This window comes from Micromonospora sp. SL1-18 (assembly GCF_047921505.1).
GTDB lineage: Bacteria > Actinomycetota > Actinomycetes > Mycobacteriales > Micromonosporaceae > Micromonospora.
On sequence record NZ_JBLROA010000018.1, the window covers coordinates 1 to 20,641 of the forward strand.

The window sequence follows — 20,641 nt, forward strand, 5'->3', positions numbered from 1 at the left end:
CGGCTCACTCCTCGCGCTCACTGGGCACCTCCGGCGATGACCTCGATGGACGCGCGGCGCTCCGGACGCAGGGTGGTGGCGGCGGCCTGGACCTGCTCCTCGGTCACCTCGCCGACCAGCCGGGGCAGCTCGTTGAGCAGGCCCGGCTCGCCGCGCTGTTGCTCGAGCACGGCCATCCGTAGCGCCCGGCCGAGCACCGCGTCGGTGTCCCGCAACAGGTGGGTGGCCATCCGGGCCTGGGTACGCGCCAACTCCCCCGCGGTCAGCCCGTCGGTGGCAAGCCGGTCCAGTTCCTCGTCGATGGTGCGCAGCACCTTGTCCACGTCCCCGGCCGGCGGCAGGTGGGCCTGGAGCAACAGCGCGGTGGGGTCGCGCACGTCGAACGGGTCGCCCATGAAGCCGAGGTAACCGCCGAGGCTGGTGACCGTGCGGTCCCGCTGGACCAGCCGCTCGACCAGCCGGGACGCGTCCCCGTCGGTGAGCACCTCGGCCAGCACCACGTACGGCAGGTAGCCGGCGAAGTCGGTCACCGGGTCGGGCACCCGCCAGGCCCCGGCCACCGCCGGCAGCGGCGCCAGCTTGTCGGTGTACGAGGTGCGCCGCTCGGCGGTCAGTTCCGGCTCGGCGAAGTCGGGCCGCGCCGGGGCGGGGCGGGCCGGCACGTCCCCGAAGTGTCGCTCGATCAGCGTGGTCGCCTCGGCCACGTCGATGTCCCCGCTGACGGCGAGTACCGCGTTGCCGCTGGCGTAGTAGCGCCGGAAGAAGTCGGCGGCGTCGGCGACGGTGGCCGACTCCAGGTCGTCGAAGGAACCGTAGCCGTCGTGCGCGTTGGGGAAGGTGTCGAACATGACCGGCGGCAGGGTCAGCCAGGGAAAACCGCCGTACGGCCGGTTGAGCACGTTGACCCGGATCTCCTCCTTGACCACGTCGACCTGGTTGCGCAGGTTCTCCTCGGTCAGCCGGGGGCCGCGCATCCGGTCGGCCTCCAGGAAGAGCGCCCGTTCCAGCGCGTTGCTCGGCAGGGTCTCGAAGTAGTCGGTGTAGTCCAGGTGGGTGGATCCGTTGAAGGTGCCGCCGGCACCCTGGACGTGCCGGAAGTGGGCCAGCTTCTCCAGGTTCTCCGAACCCTGGAACATCAGGTGCTCGAAGAGGTGGGCGAAGCCGGTGCGGCCCTCCGGCTCGGACCGGATGCCGACGTCGTAGACCACCGCCACCCCGATCACCGGAGCGCTGCGGTCGGGGGTGAGCACCACCCGCAGGCCGTTGTCGAGGGTGAACCGCTCGACCGGGTACTTCGTCGCTGGAATTGTCGCTCTGCGCGTCGGCACGAGTTTGACCCTAACGCGTCGACACCGCCCGCACCGCCGGTGTGGCCCGGCATTCCGGCCGTCCCGGATCGTGGATGGGTCTTGACGCCGCTCCCCAGCTGCACCCACTATCCCTATCAAGTAAGTAGGAATACTGTGGATTGGACGCACGATGAGACGTCTCCCCTTCCGCCGGCTGGTCTCGCTGGCCACCCTCGCCGTGATCGGCACGGCCACTCTGGGCACCACGGCGGCCTGCGGCGACGACACCGACGCCGCCGGCGGCTCCGATCCGGTGACCCTGCGCCTCGGCTACTTCCCGAACATCACCCATGCGCCGGCCGTGGTCGGGGTGGAGAAAGGGATCTTCGCCGAGAAGCTCGGCAGCGACGTCAGGCTAGAGACGAAGACCTTCAACGCCGGCCCGGCCGCCATCGAGGCGCTCTTCTCCGGCGCGCTCGACGCCACATACCTCGGTCCGAACCCGACCGTGAACGCCTTCTCCAAGTCCGAGGGCCAGGCGGTCCGGGTCGTCTCCGGCGCCGCCTCCGGCGGCGTCGCCCTGGTGGTCAAGCCGGGCATCACCTCGGCCGAGCAGCTGCGCGGCAAGAAAATCGCTACCCCGCAGCTCGGCAACACCCAGGATGTGGCGCTGCGCTACTGGCTCAAGGAGAAGGGCCTGACCACCACCAAGGAGGGCGGTGGCGACGTGAAGGTGGTCCCGCAGGAGAACGCGCAGACGGTGGAGACCTTCGTCAGCGGCGCGATCGACGGCGCCTGGGTGCCCGAGCCGTACGTCTCCCGGCTGGTCAACGCCGGCGGCAAGGTGCTGGTCGACGAGCGCGACCTGTGGCCGGACCGAAAATTCGTCATCACCAACCTGATCGTCAGCACCAAGTTCCTGAAGTCCCACCCGGAGGTGGTGAAGAAGCTGGTCGAGGGGCAGGTCGCCGCGAACGACTTCGTCACCAGCAAGCCGGACGAGGCCCAGCAGGCCGTCTCCGACCACATCGGCAAGATCACCGGCAAGCCGTTGGACGTCAAGCTGATCAAGCAGGCCTGGCCCACGCTGGAGTTCACGAACGACCCGATCGCGTCCTCGCTGAAGACCGGCCTGGACCACGCGGTCGCCGTCGAGCTGACCCAGCCCGTGGACCTCACCGGCCTGTACGACCTGCGGTACCTCAACGAGGCGCTCAAGGCGCAGGGCAAGCCCGAGGTCACCCAGCCGTGACGACGACCACGACCACCCCGCGCGGCGCGACCGGCTCGGTCGCGCTGCGCGACGTGACCAAGGTGTACGGCCAGGGCGAGCACGCCGTCCTGGCCCTGGACGGGGTGTCGCTGGACGTCGCCCCCGGCGAGTTCGTCTGCCTGGTCGGCGCCTCCGGCTGCGGCAAGAGCACCCTGCTCAACCTGGTCGCCGGGCTGGACCGCCCCAGCGGCGGGTGGATCGAGCTGGGCGACGTCAACCCGGGCCTGATGTTCCAGGAGCCGGCCCTGTTCCCGTGGCTCACCGTTGAGGCCAACGTCGACGTGCCGCTCAAGCTGCGGGGACTGCCCCGGGACGAGCGCCGAGCGCGGGTCGCCGAGCTGCTGCGTACGGTCCACCTGGCCGACTTCGGCCGCAGGCGCCCGCATCAGCTCTCCGGCGGCATGCGGCAGCGCGTCGCGCTGGCCCGTACCCTCGCCCTGGACACGTCGGTGCTGCTGATGGACGAGCCGTTCGGCGCGCTCGACGCGATGACCCGGGACATCCTCCACGACGAGCTGGAACGGATCTGGTCCGAACGCCAGCTCACCGTGCTCTTCGTGACGCACAACGTACGCGAGGCGGCCCGACTCGCCGACCGGATCATCCTGCTCTCCAGCCGACCCGGCCGGGTCATCTGGTCCACCCGGGTCGACGTGCCCCGGCCCCGGCGGATCGACTCACCGGAGGTCGCGACCATCGCCGCCGAGGTCACCGACCGGCTGCGTACGGAGGTGGGCCGTCATGGCCAGTGACACGCTCGCCGGGTCTTCGCGTACCCCCGCGGAGATCACCGGGCTGGATGCGCTGGAGATCGCGGGCCGCGCGCACGGCCCGGGCCGATTGCGCCGGGCCTGGTCCACGCTGTGGCCCAAGCTGGCCGCGCTGGCCCTGGCCATCGCCCTCTGGCAGGCCGTGGTGTGGACCGGCTGGAAGGACCCGTGGGCGCTGCCCGGCCCGGCGGTGGTCTTCACGGACCTCGGCGACTACCTGGTCAGCTCGGCGCTCTGGGACGGCCTGGCCACCACCGGCCGGCGGGCCGCCGTCGGCTTCGCCGCCGCGGTCACGGTCGGGCTGGTGCTCGGCCTGGCCGTGGCCCGGGTGAAGGTGCTGCGCGCCGCGCTCGGCTCGATGATCACGGCGCTGCAGACCATGCCGTCGATCGCGTGGTTCCCGCTGGCCATCCTGCTCTTCCAGCTCAGCGAGCAGGCGATCTTCTTCGTGGTGGTGCTCGGCGCGGCGCCGTCGGTCGCCAACGGCGTCATCCACGGCGTCGACTACGTACCGCCGCTGCTGGTGCGGGCAGGCCGCAACCTCGGTGCCCGGGGGCTCCACCTGTACCGGTACGTGATCGCGCCGGCCGCGCTGCCCGCCATCGTGGCCGGGCTCAAGCAGGGCTGGGCGTTCGCCTGGCGCAGCCTGATGGCCGGCGAGCTGCTGGTGGTCATCGCCACCCGGACCTCGATCGGCGCACAGCTCACCTACGCGAGGGAGCTCAGCGAGGCGCCCCGGCTCATGGCGATCATGATCGTCATCCTGTTGGTGGGGCTCGGCGTGGACGCCGCCTTCGGCGCGGCCGACAAGGCGATCCGCCGCCGGTGGGGCGTGCTGGACCAGGCCGGCGACTGACGCCGGGCCTCAACCCGCGGTGGCCCCGGCCGCTCGGCCAGGCGGGCTGTGCAGCTCGACCAGCCCGACCCGGGCGGAACCGGCGGAGGCCGGATGCCAGGGCCCGAACGCGACCACCATGGCGAGCGCCAGACCGAGTCCCGCGACCGCGAGGACCAGCAGCAGCTCGTGCGCCGCCCCCGAGTCGACCTCGCCCGCCATGGTCACCCCTTCCGCGCCCACCCGGCCTCTTCCCCAGATGCCAGCATCACCCGGGACGGACGCACGGATCTGTCGCCTTTCGGACGCCGCCGGCGCCGATCCCCGACGCAACGCGTGGTGACACAACAATTTCGGGGAAACTGCTGCCTCCACTGAGGTTGAGGCAGCAGTTTCCCCGATGTTGCGCATACCGGCGCCGGAGCGTGCCGGCGCCGGAAGGCGTGGGTCAGAGCGGGCGGATGTTCTCCGCCTGCGGGCCCTTCTGGCCCTGCGTCACCTCGAACTCGACCCGCTGGTTCTCGTCCAGCGTCCGGTAGCCGGACGACTGGATCGCCGAGAAGTGGGCGAAGACGTCGGCGCCGCCGCCGTCCGGGGTGATGAAGCCGAAGCCCTTGTCAGCGTTGAACCACTTGACGGTGCCGATGGCCATTTGTTCGTCTCCTCTGACGGAACGGTCCGGCCCACGCCTGTCGCGGGCCGGGATGTGGTGCGCCACCCGGCGCACCTGTCGCTGCTGGTCGCCCCGCCCGGAGCACTCCGGACACAACAAAGTGCGCCTGGGGCCACAATCCGCCAGGCGCACACAGAGTCTCTGGAAACCAAAACTGCAACGCCGCCAAAGGTATCACGGCTGGTGGGGCAGTTCGGCCTCGCTCGGAATTTCTGGCACGCCGGCGATCAGCGCGGTCAGCCCGTCGGCGTCGAGCAGGTCGGACGGACGGACGGTGACCCCGTCCTGGACGTAGTGGAAGGCGGCCCCCACCCGGTCGACCGGCACGCCGGCCAGCTCGGCCCAGGCCAGCCGGTAGACCGCGAGCTGCACCGCCGCTGCCTCGGCCTCCCGCCCGGTGGGCTGCCGGCCGGTCTTCCAGTCGACCACGTCGTACCGGCCGCCGGGGCGGGCGAAGACGGCGTCCATCCGGCCCCGGACCACCACGCCGGCGATCACGGTGGCGAACGGGACCTCGACCTCCACCGGCATCCGCTCGGCCCACTCGCTGGCCAGGAAGCGCTCCTGAAGCTCGGTGAGCGCCTCGTCCGGAGCGGCGTCGTCGTCCGCCGCGCCGGGCAGCTCATCCACGTCCAGCAGCCGATCGGCACCGAAGCGCTGCTCCAGCCAGGCGTGGAAGGCGGTGCCGCGCCGAGCGTACGGGTTGGGCTCGGCGGGCATCGGGCGGCGCAGCGTCCGGGCCAGGGCCACCGGATCGCGCCGCAGCGCCACCAGCTGGGTCACCGACAGGTGCCCCGGCAGCTCGACCTCGACCGCCTCCGCCCGATGGGCCAGTTCCGCCCGCTCGGCCAGCAGCAGGTCGGCCTCCCGCCGCCAGCGAGCCACCTCGGGATCGTCCCCCCGCCGCTCGCCGCCCTCGCCAGACCCGGCCCCGGCCCCGGCCGCCGACACGATCCCAGCCGCCGACGCGATCCCGGCCGCCGAGGCGATTCTGGTCACCGGCGCGGCCCCGGCCGCCGACGCGGTCCCGGGCGCCGACGCGATCCCCGTCCTGTCGTCCGCCGGCTCGGCTTCCGTCGCCTCGGTGTCGATTGTCGCGAGCCCGGCTGCCTCGCGGCGGGCCGCCTCGGGATCAGCGAGGTAGCGGCGGACCAGCGCGGCGGCCCCGGCCAGCGCCGGCCGGCGGGCGCCGAGCGGGTCGGCCGGCCACTCCGCCCGGAGCACCACCTCGGTGGTCGGGTTCACCGCGTCCCCGGCCGGCTCGGGCGCCCACTCGTCGACCAGGTGCCCGGCCGCGTCGGCCAGGCCGGCGTCGTGCACCTCGCGCAGGAACACCGAAGGGCCGCGGAACTTCTTCGTGCCCTCCCCCCACCAGTACCCGGAGCAGAGCAAGAGCCGCCGGGGCCGGGTCACCGCCACATACGCCAGCCGGCGCTCCTCCCGCTCGTCGTGCGCCCGCCAGGCGTCGGTGAAGTCCGCCAGCGCCCGAGCCACCCCGCGCTGGTCCTCCGCCCCGGCCAGGCCCAGCTCGGGCAGCCCGTCGGCGTCGCCGCGCAGCGGAAACGGCAGCACGCCCAACCCGCCCAGCCAGTGGTCGGAATTGCGGACCGGCCCCGGCCAGACCCCCCGGGTCAGCCCGGCCACCGCCACCACGTCCCACTCCAGCCCCTTGGCGGCGTGCGCGGTGAGGATCTGCACCGCACCCTCCACCACCTCGACCTCGCCCGGAGTCAGGCCGCGCTCCTCGTCCTCCGCGGCGGACAGGTAGGCGAGGAAACCGGCCAGGGTCGCGCCCGGCGTCTCGCCGCTGAACCGGGCCGCGACGTCGCCGAGCGCGTCCAGGTGCCCGCGGGCCAGACCCGCGTCGCCGGTGCCGTCCCGGCCGGCCCGGACCGCCACCTCCACGTCCAGGCCGATGGTCCGCTCGATGTCCGCGATCAGCTCCGGCAGGGACTGGTCCAGCCGGTAACGCAGCAGCGCCAGCTCCATCCCGTACGACCGCAGCCGGGCGTACCCCTCGGCGGAGTACGCCTGCGCCGGCCCGAGGTCGGCCAGCGCCTCGACCAGCGTGGCCTCGTCCAGCGCGTCCACGGTGATCTCCGGCCCGCCATCGCCGGCCAACTCCCGGCGGGCCTTCGCGATGGCCTTCGCCCTTCGGTGCAGGGCGACCAGGTCGCGCGGCCCGATCCGCCAGCGCGCGCCGGTGAGCAGCCGCAGCAGCGCCGCCCCGTCGGTGGGGTCGGCGAGCACCCGCAGCGTGCAGACCACGTCCCGGACCTCGGGGGTGTCCAGCAGGCCGCCCAGACCGACCACCTCGACCGGCAGGCCCCGGGCGCGCAGCGCCGACTCGATGGCGGGGATCTGGCTGCGCAACCGGACCAGCACGGCGGTGGTGGGTCGCCGGGGCACCGGGATGTGCTCAGGCAGCGCGTCCGGCATCCCGGCCACCCCGCGCCAGGCGGCGAGCACGCTGTCGGCGATCCACTCGGCCTCGTCGGCGTACGTCTCCAGGAGCGCACAGTGCACGGTGCCGGCGGCCTGCCCGCGAGGGCTGCGGTGCGGGATCGGGTCCTTGACGGTGAGCGCCGCGTGCAGTTCCGGCACCCGGGCGCCGGCCGCCCGCAGCGGCACCGAGAGCGCGTTGGCGACGCCGAGGATCTCGGGGCGGTTGCGCCAGCTCGTGGTGAGGCCGAGCACCTGGGCGGACGCGCCGTCGGCGCGGGCGAACTCGGCGGGGAACCGGTCCAGCGTGCCGGCGCTGGCGCCGCGCCAGCCGTAGATGGACTGACAGGGGTCGCCGACCGCGGTGACCGGGTGGCCGCCACCGAAGAGCGCGTTGAGCAGCACCACCTGGGCGTGGCTGGTGTCCTGGTACTCGTCGAGCAGCACCACCCGGAACCGGTCCCGCTCGATCACGCCGACGGCGGGGTGGTCCCGGGCCACCCGGGCGGCCCGGGCGAGCTGGTCGGCGAAGTCCATCGCCTCGAAGTCGTCCTTGCGCCGCGCGTACGCCCGCACCAGCGGCAGCAGCTTCAGCCGGGTCCGCTGGAGCTGCAACGCCTTCTTCACGTCGGCGTAGACCCGGCCGGGGCGGGTCTGCACCTCGGCGAAGAACCGGCCGGTCCAGGCCGCCAGCACGTCCGGCTCGACCAGATGCTCGTCCAGTTCCCCGGCGAGGGCCAGCACCGCGTCGGTGACGGTGCTGGGCATCCGGTCCACCTCGGACATGTCGCCGTCGTAGTTGCGCACGATCAGGTCGACGAGCTGCCAGCGGGACGCCTCGGTGAGCAGCCGGGTGGTCGGCTCGTACCCGGCGCGCAGCCCGTGCTCGGTGACGATCCGCCCGGCGTACGAGTGGTAGGTCGACACCGTCGGCTCGCCGGCCAGGGGATCGTCGTACGGGTCTCGGCCCCGCCGGCCCAGCCGGCGGATGAGCTGGTCGAGCCGGGTACGCACCCGGTGCGCCAGCTCGCCGGCGGCCTTGCGGGTAAAGGTGAGGCCGAGGACCTGCTCGGGCCGCACGTACTGGTTGGCCACCAGCCAGACCACCCGGGCCGCCATCGTCTCGGTCTTGCCGGAGCCGGCGCCGGCGACCACCAGCAGCGGCTCCACCGGCGCGGCGATGATCGCCGCCTGCTCCCGGGTGGGCGCCGGCAGCCGGAGCAGCTTCGCCAGCTCCACGGGCGTGTAGCGCGGCCCGGCGTCGGCGGTCCGCGGCGCCGGGGTCAGGCTGCTGAACAGGGTCGGCTGGGTCGTCACGGCGCCTTCTTCGTTCGCGACTGCGGGGCTCGCAAGACCGGCTCACTCCTCGCGCTCACAGGCGCCTTCTTCGTTCGCGACTGCGGGGCTCGCAAGGTCGGCTCACTCCTCGCACTCACGGGTTCTCCGTGGGTGGCTCGACGACCTGTCGGCCCTGTCCGGAGACCGGGCAGCTGGTCCGGACCGGGCAGACCCGGCACTTCGAGTTGGCGACGGCAGCGAAGGTGGCGGCGGCCATCGTGTCCGCGGTACGCCGGACCAGGGCGGTGGCCCAACCGGCCTCCGGCCCTGCTCCGGTGGCGGCCTGCGTCTGCTCCTTGGCGTCCTTGGCGCTCGTGCCGAGCTGCACCAGCGCGGCGCCCCCGGACTCGTCGCCGAACTCGGCGAACGCCCCCGCCTCCACCGCCGCCTGGTACGCCCCGAGCTGCGGATGCTCGACCACCTCCCGCTCGGTGACCGCGGTCGACTTGCCGGTCTTCAGGTCGATCACCACGAGTCGCCCCTCGGCGTCCACCTCCAGCCGGTCCACCCGGCCGGCCAGCTCGACCGATCGGTGCGGGTCGTCGAGGCGTACCGCGAACTCGTGCTCGATGGCGAGCAGCCGGCGCGGGTTGCCGGCCAGCCAGCGCAGCAGCTTGTCCACCATGGCCTCGGCGCGGGCGCGTTCCGGCCCGACCATCCAGCGGGCGGCCAGCTCGATCGCGTCGAACCGGGCGGCCACGTACTCCAGCATGGTGGCCCGGTCGACGCTGGCGTCCTCGGCCAGCATCGCGGCGGCGTGCACCAGGTTGCCGACCCCCTGCGCGGCGCTGGCCGGGGCGCTGCCGCCGTGCCGTTCCAGCAGCCAGCGCAGGCTGCACCGCAGGGCGCTCTCCATCGCCGACGGGGTGACCCGGACCGGGTCGCCCTCGTCGACCAGCGGCCGGTCGTCGGAGAGGCCGCGCAGCCCCCACCAGTCGTCGGGGTGCGCGCCGGGCACCCCGGCGGCGGCCAGCCGGGCCAGCTCGGCCCCCGCCGCGTGCCGCCGGGTCGGCGGCGTGGCCGGGTCGGTGACCGCGGTACGCAGCTCCGCCACCAGCGCGGCCAGGGTGAGCCCGCGCGGCGGCAGGCTGACCGGGAGTACGGCCAGCGGCTCGTCCTGCGCTTCCTCGTCGCCGGCCGGCACCGGCCCGTCCGAGGCGCCCGACCCGCTCGGCGCGGCGCCCGCGCCCGGATCGGTCGACGGGGCGCCGTCCGTGCCGGGGGTGGTTCGCGGACCGGTGGGCCGGGGTGCCGGATCCGGGCTGGCCGGGGCCGCCCCGCCGCCGGTCGGGGGCGGCTCGGCGGCAGCCAGCTCGTGCAGGAAGCGGCTCGGCTGCTCCTCGTGGTCGTCGCCGCCCACCGCCGCCGAGGCAACCGCGGTGACCAGGAGCCGACGCCGGGCCCGGCTGACCGCGACGTGAAACAGCCGGCGCTCCTCGTCGAGCAGCGCCGAGGTCTGCCCGACCAGGCTGGCCCGGACCCCGGTCCCGTCGGCCCGGCCGGCGAGCACGTCGACCAGCCGCTCAGATCCGAGCAGGCTGCCGCGCAGCCGCAGGTCCGGCCAGACGCCCTCCTGCACCCCGGCGACCGCGACCAGGTCCCACTCCAGGCCCTTGGCCGCGTGCGCGGTGAGCAGGCGTACCGCGTCGCCCCGGTCGGCGCTGGCGGCCAGGGTGTCGGCCGGCAGGTCCTGGCCGAACACGTGGTCGAGGAAGACCTCGGTACGCGCGCCGGGCAGCCGGTCGGTGAACCGGGCCGCCGCGTCGAAGAGCACCAGCACCGCGTCGAGGTCCCGGTCGGCGGCCTCGGCCCGCCAGCGCTGGGCGGTCTCGTGCTCCCCGGTGGCCGCCCGGCCGCGCGTGATCGCCCCCGCCCAGCGCTCGGCCAGCCCGCTCTCCCGCCACACCGCCCAGAGCACGTCCTCGGCGGTGGCCCCAGGCTTGGCCGCAACCTGCCGGGCGGTCGCCAGCAGGTGCGCCACCGCCTGCGCGGGGGCAGCCCAGCGCCGCTCGATGGCGGCCAGCTCGGCCGGGTCGCGCAGCGCCTCGACGATCAGCTCACCGGAGGGGCGACGGTCGCCGGCGGCCAGCGCGCGCGCACGCAGCCCCTGACGCAGCCGCCGCTCGGCGAGCGGGTCGGCACCGCCCAGCGGCGAGTGCAGCAGGGCGACCGCCGCCTCCTCGTCCAACCGGTCGGGTTCGAGGGCACAGCGGAGCAGGAGCAGCAGCGGGGCCACTCCGGGCTGGAGGTGCAGCGGCAGGTCCTCGCCGTGCACCACGGTCGGCACGCCGGCGGTGTGCAGGGCGCGCCGCAACGACGGCAGTTGCCGGCCGGCGGAGCGGACCAGCACCGCCATCCGGGACCAGGGCACCCCGTCGAGCAGGTGCGCCTCGCGCAGGGCATGGGCCAGCCAGGCGGATTCGCTGGTCGCCGAGCGGAAGGTGCGTACCTCGACGGTGCTCGGCGGGGCGTCGGGCAGCGGGCGCAGCCGCCGGTGCGCCGCCGGCCCGCGCAGCCGGCGGGCCAGCCGGGTGGTCGCCGCCAGCAGCTCCGGGCCGGCCCGGTAGGACATCGCCAGCTGGACCTGCGCGGCGGGCGCTCCGGAGGAGGTGCGGAACCGGTGCGGGAAGGTGGTCACGCCGGCCGGATCGGTGCCGCGGAAGGCATACGTGGAGGAGTCCGGGTCGGCGAACGCGACCAGGGACTTGCCCCCGCCGGCGATGACGGCGAGCAGGTCGAGCTGGGCCGGGTCGGTGTCGGCCAGCTCGTCGACGTAGACGTGGGCCAGCCGGCGACGCTCGGCCGCCAGCAGCTCCGGATCGTCGCGCAGCATGCCGGTGGCGGCCCGGACCAGCTCGGCCGGGTCGTACGCGATCGAGCCGCGGTTGCTCACGTCGCGCAGGGCGAGGACGGCGACGTACTCCCGCAGGAAGCGGGCGGCGGCCGGCCAATCGGCGCGGCCCAGCTTCTCCCCCAGCCGGGCCAGCTCGACCGGGCCGACGCCCCGCTCGGCCGCGCGCATCAGCAGGTCGCGCAACTGCTGCGCGAACGCCCTGGTCCGCAGCGCCGGCCGCAGGTCCTCCGGCCAGTCGACCGGGTCGTCGCCCGGCTCCTCGCCGACCACGTCGAGCAGCTCACGAATGATCAGGTCCTGCTCGGGGCCGGTGAGCAGCCGGGGCGACGGCTCGCCCCGCTCGGCGGCGGCCCGGCGGAGCAGGCCGAACGCGTACGCCGGGAAGGTGCGGACCAGCGGCTCGCGGACCACCCGGGCGGGTCGGGTCGTGGTGCTGCTCGCCGCGGGCGGACTGCTGGCCGCCCGCCCGCCCGGGTGAAGTTGGCCGGCGCCGGCGATCCGCGCCTCGATCTGGTGGCGCAGGTCGGTGGCGCCGCGCCGGCCGAAGGTGAGCACCAGGATGCGCTCGGGGTCGACTCCCTCGGCCACCCGCGCGGCGACCGCCTCGATCAGGGTGCTGGTCTTGCCGGTGCCGGGACCGCCGACGACCAGCATCGGCCCGGCGGTGTGTGCGACCACCTCGGCCTGCCCCGCATCCGGCCAGCGCGACGGCGGGTGTGCGGCATCGCCCGTCGACCCTCCGGATCGCGGCTCCACTCCGGCCGGCCCTCCGGACCGGCCGACCCCCTGCCCCGCCCCGCCGTCGCGGCCGACCCCCGTCGCCGCCCCGCCAGGCCGGCGCACCAACCGGAACGCCTGCATCCCCCACATCCCACCACGCCCCTACGACACCCCCCGTCCCCCACCCGCCCCCAGCTCACGTCGATCATGAAGTTGTTGCCACGCCACCCCGACGCGCAGGGCAACAACTTCATGATCAACGCGGCGAGGTGGGTGGCGTCAGGCGAGGTGGGATTCGAGGAGGTCCAGGGCGGCGGGGACGGTGTCGGCGACCAGGAGGAGGTCAAGGCCCGCCGGCTTGACGAAGTGGCGGTCGGCGAGAGTGCCCAACCAGTCGAGCAGCGGGCGGTAGAAGCCGTCCGCGTCGACCAGCACCATGGGCTTGGCGTGCATGGCCAGGGTGGCGGTCGTCCACACCTCGAACAGCTCGTCGAGGGTGCCGAGCCCACCCGGCAGGGTGACGAACGCGTCCGACTTCTCGATCATCAGCGTCTTGCGGCTGGCCATCCCGTCGGTGATCAGCAGCTCGTCGGCGACCAGGTCGGCGACCTCCAGGTCGACCAGGGCCTGCGGGATCACGCCGAGCGTGTGGCCACCGGCGGCCCGCGCGCCGTCCGCCACCGCGCCCATCATGCCGACGCAGCCGCCGCCGCTGACCAGGATGTGCCCGCGCCGGGCCAGCTCCGCGCCGGTCTCGGCCGCCAGGTCCAGCCAGCGCTGGTCGAGGGTACGGGAGGACGCACAGAACACGCAGATCGCAGCCACCGGGGTCAGCCCTGCTCCGCCGGCCGCTCGGACGCGGCGTCGGCGGCCTGCTGGTCGGCGGCAGTCCGGGCGACCGCCTCCTCGCGGATCGCCTCCTGCTCGGCGGAGAGCACCGCCTCGGCCTCCACGATGTGCCGGACCGCCTCGTCGACGTCGTCGGTGAGGCAGATCAGCTCCAGGTCGGTCGGGCCGACCTTGCCCTCGGCGGCCATGCTGTCCCGCAGCCAGTCGATCAGGCCCCGCCAGTAGTCGAGGCCCATCAGCACCACCGGGAAGCGGGTGACCTTGCCGGTCTGCACCAGGGTCAGCGCCTCGAACAGCTCGTCCATGGTGCCGAAGCCACCGGGCAGCACGACGAACGCCTGCGCGTACTTGACGAACATGGTCTTGCGGGCGAAGAAGTAGCGGAAGTCGATGGCCAGGTCGACCCAGTCGTTGATGCCCTGCTCGAACGGCAGCTCGATGCCGAGCCCGACGGAGAGCCCGCCGGCCTCGCTGGCGCCCCGGTTGGCCGCCTGCATCACACCGGGGCCGCCGCCAGTGATCACCGCGTACCCGGCCCGGGCCAGTGCGGCGCCCAACTCCTCGGCCATCTGGCACTCGGGGCTGTCCGGCCTGCTGCGGGCCGAGCCGAAGACACTGACCGCCGGCGGCAGGTCGGCCAGGGTGTCGAAGCCTTCGACGAACTCCGACAGGATGCGCAACGCCCGCCAGGCGTCCTTGGTCTTCCAGTCACCCCGGCCGCGGGAGTCCAGCAGCCGCTGATCGGCGGTGCTGGTCGGGATGGCATGGTTGCGCAGCGTGACGGCACCGCGGTGCCGCTCTACGCGCGGGCCGTGGCCGGACTGCCGCCCGTTGCTCTGGCTCATGACGGCACTCCGCTGCGCTGCGTGCCGCCATGAGGCACCATCGCGCTGCGCTGATGATTCGCTCGCATGCGCTCGCTCATGGGGCCACCGTAGTGGAGCCACGGCGGCCGGGTGCGAAGGCCCGCGAGCCGGAAAAATTCTTGGCGATCTTGGGCAACTAATTCAGTCGCCCGTACGTCTTACTATTCACATACGGGGTATGCCCCGGCGCGCGCTATCGGGGAGGAGCCAGCGATGATCAGCAACACCGAGATGATCCGGATCCGCCGGCGGATGCGGCGACGGATCCGCGACGTGGTGGCCGAGCGCCGCCGTGCCCGCATGATGGAAACCCACAACGACCTCACCGGCGAGTCCGCCGAGCCGGACACCTCGCTGACGACGACCGTCTGACGCCGCGCCGGCACGATCTCGGGGGGCCGCGTCATCGACGCGAGCCCCCCGGTCGCGTATCCGGGCTCAGCCCGCGGCGAGCCAGCGGTGCAAGGTGGCCGCACCGTCGCGGATCTTGGTCAGCTCGACGTGCTCGTCGGGGTGGTGGGCCAGGTTCGGGTCGCCCGGGCCGAAGTTCAGCGCCGGGATGCCCAGGGCCGCGAACCGAGCCACGTCGGTCCAGCCCAGCTTGCCGACCGCGGCCGTGCCGACCGCGGCCAGGAACTCCCGCGCCGGCGCGGCCGCCAGCCCGGGCAGTGCGCCGGCCGCCGAGTCGGTCACCGCCAGCTCGAAGCCGGCGAACACCTCGCGCAGGTGCGCCTCGGCCCGCTCTGGCGTACGGTCCGGGGCGAACCGGTAGTTGACCTCGATCTCGCACCGGTCCGGCACCACGTTGCCGGCGACCCCGCCGCGGATGCGGACCGCGTTCATGCCCTCCCGGTAGTCGCAGCCGTCGATGGTGACCCGCCGCGCCTCGTACGCCGTCAGCCGCCGCAGCACCTCACCCGCCGCGTGGATGGCGTTCACGCCGTGCCAGGAGCGCGCCGAGTGGGCCCGTACGCCGGTGGTCGACACGATCGCCCGCATGGTGCCCTGGCAGCCGGCCTCGACGATCCCGTAGGTGGGCTCCAGCAGCACCGCGAAGTCGGCCTGGAGCCACTCCGGGTGGGCCTGCGAGACGAGCGTGAGCCCGTTGTACTGCGACTCGATCTCCTCGGCCTCGTAGAAGAAGTACGTGACGTCGTAGCGGGGGTCGGGCAGGGTCACCGCCAGGTGCAGCGCGAAGGCCACCCCGGATTTCATGTCGGAGGTGCCGCAGCCGTACATCAGGTCGCCGCGCATGGTCGACGGGAAGTTGTTGTTCAGCGGGACGGTGTCCAGGTGCCCGGCAAGCACGACCCGCTGCGCCCGGCCCAGGTTGGTACGGGCCATCACCGTGTTGCCGTGCCGGTACGTGGTCAGGTGCGGCACACCCCGCAGCACCTCCTCGACGCAGTCGGCGATCGCCTTCTCGTTACGGGAGACAGACTCGATGTCGACCAGTGCGCGGGTGAGCGCCACCGGATCAGCCAAGACCTCGGGGGTCAGCGGGTTCTGCATGGTTGGCACGGTACCGTCATTTTCGTGACGACCGCACAATCTGCCTGGGGCATTGGCCTGGCCACGACCACCGCTGACGACCTGGTGCTCGACACCTGGTACCCGACCGGCAAGCTCGGGCTCGGCGAGCTGCCACTCGTCGCGGGAGAGGATCAGGCCGACGTCCTCGACCTGCCGCCCGGCGCGATCGGCGAGCGGGCGCTGCCCGGCCTGCGTACGGTCGAGGTGGTCACCGTGATCGGCTCGCTGGACGACCCGATCAAGGACGCCGCCGACGCGTACCTGCGGTTGCACCTGCTCTCCCACCGCCTGGTGCGGCCCAACGAGGTCAACCTCGACGGCATCTTCGGCAATCTGGCGAACGTGGCCTGGACCTCGGCCGGGCCGTGCCCGCCGGAGCGGGTGGACGAGCTGCGCGTCATCGAACGGGCCGCCGGCCGCCACCTCGCCGTCCACGGGGTGGACAAGTTCCCCCGGATGACCGACTACGTGGTCCCCTCCGGCGTACGGATCGCCGACGCGGACCGGGTCCGGCTCGGCGCCCACCTGGCCTCGGGCACCACCGTGATGCACGAGGGCTTCGTCAACTTCAACGCCGGCACGCTGGGCACCTCGATGGTCGAGGGGCGGATCGTGCAGGGCGTGGTGGTCGGCGACGGCTCCGACATCGGCGGCGGCGCCTCGATCATGGGCACCCTCTCCGGCGGCGGCACCGAGCGGGTACGCATCGGCGAGCGGAGCCTGGTCGGCGCGAACGCCGGGGTGGGCATCTCGCTCGGCGACGACTGCGTGGTGGAGGCCGGCTGCTACATCACCGCCGCCTCGAAGATCACCCTGCCGGACGGCCGGGTGGTCAAGGCGCGCGAGCTCTCGGGCGTGAACGGGCTGCTCTTCTGGCGCAACTCGGTCAACGGGGCGCTGGAGGCGAAGCCACGGACCGGCCGGGGCATCGAGCTGAACGCGGCCCTGCACGCCAACGACTGACGCGGCCCAGGCCGGGGCCAATGACGGCCCCGGCCCGTCCGCCGTCCGGGCCCGCGGCGGGAGACCGCGGACCCGGACGCTTCCGTCAACTCCAGCTCGGCTGGCGGCCATAATTCGGCCTCCCCGCCGCGCGGCTCACCGCAGGCGGTACGCCTGGATGATCCGCTGGGTCACCGTGTTGCCGGCGCTGTCCCGAGCGGTGGCGCGCAGCGAGACATACCCCGGGCCGGCCGGGTGCTGGACCTTGGCCGCCCAGCCCGCGCTCTGCGGGTGCACGTCCGCCTTCCGCCAGGTCCTTCCGCCGTCGTACGAGACGTCGACGGTGAGCGCCTTGACCTCGGCGGCCGGCGCGCCGGGCTGCCGTTCGACGGTCACCGGGATGGTGAAGGTCCGGCCGGCCGGCGCGCTGTTGTCGACCGCCAGCGACGGCGCGAAACGGACCGCCATGGCCGGCAGCCGCGCCCAGTCCTCACCCGGGACGTGCTTCGAGCGGAATGTCCAGGCGGCCGACACCTCGGTGCTCAGGTCGGTGACGCTCCGGCTGGCGGAGGCCTCCACCCGGTAGGTCGCCACGCCCGGCGGCACCTCGAACTCGCCGTACCCGGGGTCGGGCTGCTCCCCGACCAGCTTGCCGTCGCGGTAGAGCGCGGTCCGCCCGCTGTCGACGAGGGACCCACCACTGTGCCCGGCGGCGTCGCTGAACATCGGCAGGAGGACGAGCATGGTGTCGCCGTTACGGGTGATGCCCTGCTCCGGCCAGCGCGGCCGGGGGAACGACGGCCCGTACGGCGCCGCGTTCCAGTCTTCCCGGACAGTACGCGCCGGCTGGTAGCTGGCCTGCTCCGAGCCGAGGGCGACCTTCGCGTTCAGCCAGCCGTCCTCGTCCCGCTCGCCGAACCAGAGTTCCCCGCTCCACCGCATCCGGTCGGTGCTGTAGTACTCGACCCGTTGGCCGGGCGCGGCGGTGGGCAGGATGACCGCCGAGCCGCCGATGTTGTAGTCGCTCTCCGGGAAGACCACGCGCTCGGTCTCCAGGCCGGGGTAACCGCGGAACTGGTGCACCACGGTCGCCAGGTCGCTCTGCCGGTAGTGCTTGACGAAGCCGGTCGGGAACCGGCCCGGCAGGACCTCGCTGGTCGCGTACAGGTAGGGGCTGTTCGCCGCCTGCACGTCGGCCCACTGGACGCTGACCGAGGAGACGAACGAACTGGCCGACGTCGACTCGCCGAGCTGCCCGCTGGCCAGCCCGTCGAAGTCGAACGCCCACAGGCCGAGGCTGTAGGTGGCGTCCGGGCTGAACCAGCCCGAGGTCAGGTCGATCAGCGCCGGCGTGGCGTCGCGCTGCGGGACGCTGGTGAGGACGGGCTTCGTGGTCCGCGCGTCCACGCTGACCTGCAGGTCCCGGTCCACCACCAGCTCCGGCTGCGCCAGCATGCTGACCCCGGCCGGCTCGCCCTGCGCGTCCGTCTCGAAGATCACGCTGCTCAGGCCGTACCGGCCCTTGGGGACGCGTATTCGGGCGTCGCCGTTGGCGTCGTACACGTCGATCCAGCGGTAGCCGTCCAGCCCGACGAGGCTGGTGAAGTAGAACTCGGTGGCCTCGCCGGCCTGGTTGCGATGGGCCACGGTCAGCGTGTAGCTCTCCACCTCCCGGTACACGGCCAGCGGGGTGACCGCGACCGTGTCGCCGGAGCGGGCCAGGATCCGCCCGGTCCAGTAGCCGTCCACGCCGAGGCGGGTGTCCGCGGTGACGGTGACCTGGGCGGTGCCGCCGGCCGGCACGGTGAGCCGGGACGCGCTGAGGGTGAACATGCCGGCCGGTGCGGAGCGCCCGTCCGGCCCGGTGACCTCGGCCGCGAGGTCGAGGGTGAGCGGGGCGGCGCCCGCGTTGCGGTAGGTGACGGTCCGAACGATCGGCTGGTCGTCAGCGTGCGGCCACTCCGCCACGCCGAACGAGACGCTGACCGGGTCGCTGGTGACCTGCTGCCTGATCGCGCGTGCCACGTCGACCCGCCCGGCGCCCTGCTGGTACGCCGTCTGGTCCGGGTGCGGCTTCGCGGAGGCCATCAGGGTGGCCTTGTACTGCCCGGCCGTCCAGCCCGGGTGCTGCTGGGCCAGCAGCGCCGCCGCGCCGACCACGTGCGGGGTGGCCATCGAGGTGCCGGAGAGCGACACGTACTTCTCCCCGACCGGGTCGCCGATCGCGCCCTTGGCGGCCCGGGCCGCCACGATGTCGACACCGGGCGCGGTGAGATCCGGCTTGAGGCCGCCGTCGCCGACCCGCGGCCCGCGGCTGGAGAAGTAGGCCAGGTCGTCGTTCCGGTCGACCGCGCCGACGGCCAGGGCGTCGTCGGCCGTGGCCGGCGAGCCGACCGAACCGTCCGAGCCGTCGTTGCCGGCCGCCACGACGAAGAGGGTGCCGGTCTGCGCGGTGAGCGTCTGCACGGCCTGCTCCAGCGGGTCGATCTCCGGGGTGTCCCAGCCGCTGAGGCTCATGTTGACCACGGTGGCCCGCTTCTGCACGGCGGCCCACTCCATCCCGGCGAGGATCGCGGACTCGGTGCAACCGAAGTCCTCGCAGACCTTGCCGGAGAGCAGGGTGGCATCGGGGGCGACGCCCCGGTACTTCCCGCCGGAGGCGGCGCCGCTGCCGGCGATGATGGAGGCGACGTGGGTGCCGTGCCCGACCGTGTCGTCCGGGTCGGCCTCGCTGAAGTTGCGCGAGTCGGCCACCTTGCCGGCCAGGTCGGGGTGGGCGGCGTCGACGCCGGTGTCCAGCACCGCGACGGTGACCCCCTTACCGGTGAAGCCGGCGGCCCAGGCGGCCGGGGTGCCGATCTGCGGCACGCTGTGGTCCAGGGTGACCTTCCGGTGGCCGTCCAGCCAGATCCGGTCGACACCCTCCGCCGCGTCGAGCCGGGCGCCGGCCCGGCCGGCGGTGAGGGAGGCCCAGACCTCCGCCGCGTGGGACTTCGCCGCCGTGAGCGCCGCACCGCGGATCACCGGGAGGTCGCGGGTCATGCGGGTGCCGGTGACCGGGGCCGCCGCCCGCCGGGCCTGCCCCTTCGGGTACGACACCAGCAGCGGCAGGCTGTCCCGGTGGGCGTCGTCGTAGCCGGCCGAGACCAGCTCGGTGACGTCGAACAGCCGCCGGTCGACCCGACCGGAGCGGATCAGCGGCAGCGCGTCGCGCGGCACCACGGAGAGGTGGCCACGGTCCTGGCCGACCACGAACTCGATCCCGGTTCGACCCGGGCCCGGGCGTACCGCGGCCTTGCCGCTGGCGGTGACCGTGACCCGGTCGCCGGTGAGAAGGGTGACGGTGACCGGGCGTCCGGCGGTCGCCGACGCCCGTTCACCGGCGGCCGGAGCGGTCGGTACGGCGGCCGGAGCGGCGCCGGCCGTGGCCGGCGCGCCGAGCACCAGTCCGACGGCGAGGCCGAGGCCGGCCAGTTTTTTTCGGTTCCGGAGCAACGATTCCTCCTTCGGAAGCGTCTTCATCGATGGGAGATACATCGACGCGAAGCGCCAGAATTGCATACCGCGTATGCAATTGGAAGTCGCCAACCCGATCGTTTCAGCGGGAAACGAGCACCGAAACGGGCATGATCGGTCGGTGAAGTCCATGAGGGAACGCATGCTCGCCGGCGAGCTGTACCTCGCCGACGACCCGGAGATCACCGCCGACCGGGACCGGGCGGCCCGACTCACCGAACGTTTCAACACCAGCTCCGCCGACGACCCGGAGGGTCGGCTCGCCGCGCTGCGGGAACTGCTCGGCTCGCTCGGCGAGGGCGCGTGGGTCCGGCCACCGTTCCACTGCGACCACGGCTGGCAGACCCACATCGGGCCGCGCTGCTTCGTCAACTTCAACGCGGTCTTCCTCGACGTCGCCCGGATCACCATCGGCGCCGACGTCCAGATCGGACCGAACGTGCAACTCCTCACGGCAACCCATCCGATCGAGCCGGCGGCGCGGAGGGCCAAGTGGGAGGCGGCCGCACCGATCACCATCGGCGACAACGCCTGGCTCGGCGGCGGGGCCATCGTGCTGGCCGGCGTCACCATCGGCGAGCACACGGTGGTCGGCGCGGGCGCCGTGGTGACAAGGGACCTACCGCCCAACGTGGTTGCCGTGGGTAATCCCGCTCGACCCGTACGCAGCCTGGCGCAAGCCGGCTGAGCTGCTAAGACAGCGGCTCCGGAGGGGGTGCGGATCCGCGCCGAACGGTGCAC

General features: G+C 73.5%; 14 protein-coding genes and 2 pseudogenes. 6 read left to right on the forward strand and 10 right to left on the reverse strand.

The window, feature by feature from the left end:
* Positions 1–17 precede the first annotated feature (17 nt).
* Positions 18–1,328 (reverse strand): M16 family metallopeptidase, encoded by a 1,311-nt coding sequence (locus ACNAW0_RS11365; protein ID WP_416287740.1) that lies wholly within the window; start codon positions 1,326–1,328, stop codon positions 18–20.
* Positions 1,329–1,479: 151 nt separating this feature from the next.
* On the opposite strand from ACNAW0_RS11365, the gene ACNAW0_RS11370 reads away from it, so the two are divergent.
* From ACNAW0_RS11370 to ACNAW0_RS11380, 3 genes are read left to right on the forward strand one after another with little or no spacing between them, the layout of a single operon-like run.
* Entirely contained in the window at positions 1,480–2,541 is a 1,062-nt protein-coding gene (locus ACNAW0_RS11370; protein ID WP_416287741.1) for an ABC transporter substrate-binding protein, read from the forward strand.
* The gene (locus ACNAW0_RS11375; protein WP_416287742.1) at positions 2,538–3,314 is read left to right on the forward strand and encodes an ABC transporter ATP-binding protein; all 777 of its coding nucleotides are present in this window, start codon (positions 2,538–2,540) and stop codon (positions 3,312–3,314) included. Before ACNAW0_RS11370 ends, ACNAW0_RS11375 begins: the two co-directional genes overlap by 4 nt.
* The gene (locus ACNAW0_RS11380) at positions 3,304–4,188 is read left to right on the forward strand and encodes an ABC transporter permease (protein ID WP_416287743.1); all 885 of its coding nucleotides are present in this window, start codon (positions 3,304–3,306) and stop codon (positions 4,186–4,188) included. Before ACNAW0_RS11375 ends, ACNAW0_RS11380 begins: the two co-directional genes overlap by 11 nt.
* Before the next feature lie 9 nt (positions 4,189–4,197).
* Here ACNAW0_RS11380 and ACNAW0_RS11385 read toward each other — a convergent pair whose 3' ends face one another.
* The 7 genes and pseudogenes from ACNAW0_RS11385 to ACNAW0_RS11415 form a co-directional block, all read right to left on the reverse strand.
* Entirely contained in the window at positions 4,198–4,410 is a 213-nt protein-coding gene (locus tag ACNAW0_RS11385; protein ID WP_416287745.1) for a hypothetical protein, read from the reverse strand.
* 205 nt (positions 4,411–4,615) lie between these two features.
* Entirely contained in the window at positions 4,616–4,819 is a 204-nt protein-coding gene (locus tag ACNAW0_RS11390; RefSeq protein WP_416287746.1) for a cold-shock protein, read from the reverse strand.
* A gap of 195 nt (positions 4,820–5,014) precedes the next feature.
* A pseudogene (locus tag ACNAW0_RS11395) lies at positions 5,015–5,749 on the reverse strand (PD-(D/E)XK nuclease family protein); the annotation flags it as partial.
* Between the two features lie 144 nt (positions 5,750–5,893).
* A pseudogene (locus tag ACNAW0_RS11400) lies at positions 5,894–8,599 on the reverse strand (ATP-dependent helicase); the annotation flags it as partial.
* A 115-nt stretch (positions 8,600–8,714) separates the two neighbouring features.
* Positions 8,715–12,335 carry an ATP-dependent helicase gene (locus ACNAW0_RS11405; RefSeq protein WP_416287747.1) on the reverse strand — a complete coding sequence of 1,207 codons (3,621 nt, stop codon included), beginning with the start codon at positions 12,333–12,335 and terminating at the stop codon, positions 8,715–8,717.
* 138 nt (positions 12,336–12,473) lie between these two features.
* On the reverse strand, positions 12,474–13,019 hold the full coding sequence (locus tag ACNAW0_RS11410) for a TIGR00730 family Rossman fold protein (RefSeq protein ID WP_416287748.1): 546 nt from the start codon (positions 13,017–13,019) through the stop codon (positions 12,474–12,476).
* Between the two features lie 5 nt (positions 13,020–13,024).
* Positions 13,025–13,888 (reverse strand): TIGR00730 family Rossman fold protein, encoded by an 864-nt coding sequence (locus tag ACNAW0_RS11415; protein WP_416287749.1) that lies wholly within the window; start codon positions 13,886–13,888, stop codon positions 13,025–13,027.
* Positions 13,889–14,122: 234 nt separating this feature from the next.
* On the opposite strand from ACNAW0_RS11415, the gene ACNAW0_RS11420 reads away from it, so the two are divergent.
* A complete protein-coding gene (locus tag ACNAW0_RS11420) occupies positions 14,123–14,281 on the forward strand; it encodes a hypothetical protein (RefSeq protein WP_416287750.1) in 159 nt (52 codons plus the stop codon).
* 66 nt (positions 14,282–14,347) lie between these two features.
* Here the strand turns inward: ACNAW0_RS11420 and dapE are convergent, their stop codons facing one another.
* Positions 14,348–15,421, reverse strand: a complete 1,074-nt coding sequence (dapE, locus tag ACNAW0_RS11425) for a succinyl-diaminopimelate desuccinylase (protein ID WP_416287751.1) — start codon at positions 15,419–15,421, stop codon at positions 14,348–14,350.
* 24 nt (positions 15,422–15,445) lie between these two features.
* Between dapE and dapD the strand changes: the two genes are divergently transcribed.
* A complete protein-coding gene (gene dapD, locus ACNAW0_RS11430; RefSeq protein ID WP_416287752.1) occupies positions 15,446–16,405 on the forward strand; it encodes a 2,3,4,5-tetrahydropyridine-2,6-dicarboxylate N-succinyltransferase in 960 nt (319 codons plus the stop codon).
* Between the two features lie 135 nt (positions 16,406–16,540).
* Here the strand turns inward: dapD and ACNAW0_RS11435 are convergent, their stop codons facing one another.
* Complete coding sequence (locus tag ACNAW0_RS11435; RefSeq protein WP_416287753.1) at positions 16,541–19,879, reverse strand: S8 family serine peptidase; 3,339 nt, start codon at positions 19,877–19,879, stop codon at positions 16,541–16,543.
* Positions 19,880–20,021: 142 nt separating this feature from the next.
* On the opposite strand from ACNAW0_RS11435, the gene ACNAW0_RS11440 reads away from it, so the two are divergent.
* Positions 20,022–20,588: a sugar O-acetyltransferase gene (locus tag ACNAW0_RS11440; protein ID WP_416287754.1), complete on the forward strand. Its 567-nt coding sequence runs from the start codon at positions 20,022–20,024 to the stop codon at positions 20,586–20,588.
* Positions 20,589–20,641: the final 53 nt, after the last annotated feature.

What these genes read in the sequence shown, in the direction of transcription:
- ACNAW0_RS11370 (WP_416287741.1), top strand. Translation starts at nt 1,480, where the DNA reads ATGAGACGTCTCCCCTTCCGCCGGCTGGTCTCGCTGGCCACCCTCGCC.
- ACNAW0_RS11380 (WP_416287743.1), top strand. Translation starts at nt 3,304, where the DNA reads ATGGCCAGTGACACGCTCGCCGGGTCTTCGCGTACCCCCGCGGAGATC.
- ACNAW0_RS11390 (WP_416287746.1), bottom strand. Translation starts at nt 4,819, where the DNA reads ATGGCCATCGGCACCGTCAAGTGGTTCAACGCTGACAAGGGCTTCGGC.
- ACNAW0_RS11405 (WP_416287747.1), bottom strand. Translation starts at nt 12,335, where the DNA reads ATGCAGGCGTTCCGGTTGGTGCGCCGGCCTGGCGGGGCGGCGACGGGG.
- ACNAW0_RS11415 (WP_416287749.1), bottom strand. Translation starts at nt 13,888, where the DNA reads ATGAGCCAGAGCAACGGGCGGCAGTCCGGCCACGGCCCGCGCGTAGAG.
- ACNAW0_RS11420 (WP_416287750.1), top strand. Translation starts at nt 14,123, where the DNA reads ATGATCAGCAACACCGAGATGATCCGGATCCGCCGGCGGATGCGGCGA.
- dapE (WP_416287751.1), bottom strand. Translation starts at nt 15,421, where the DNA reads ATGCAGAACCCGCTGACCCCCGAGGTCTTGGCTGATCCGGTGGCGCTC.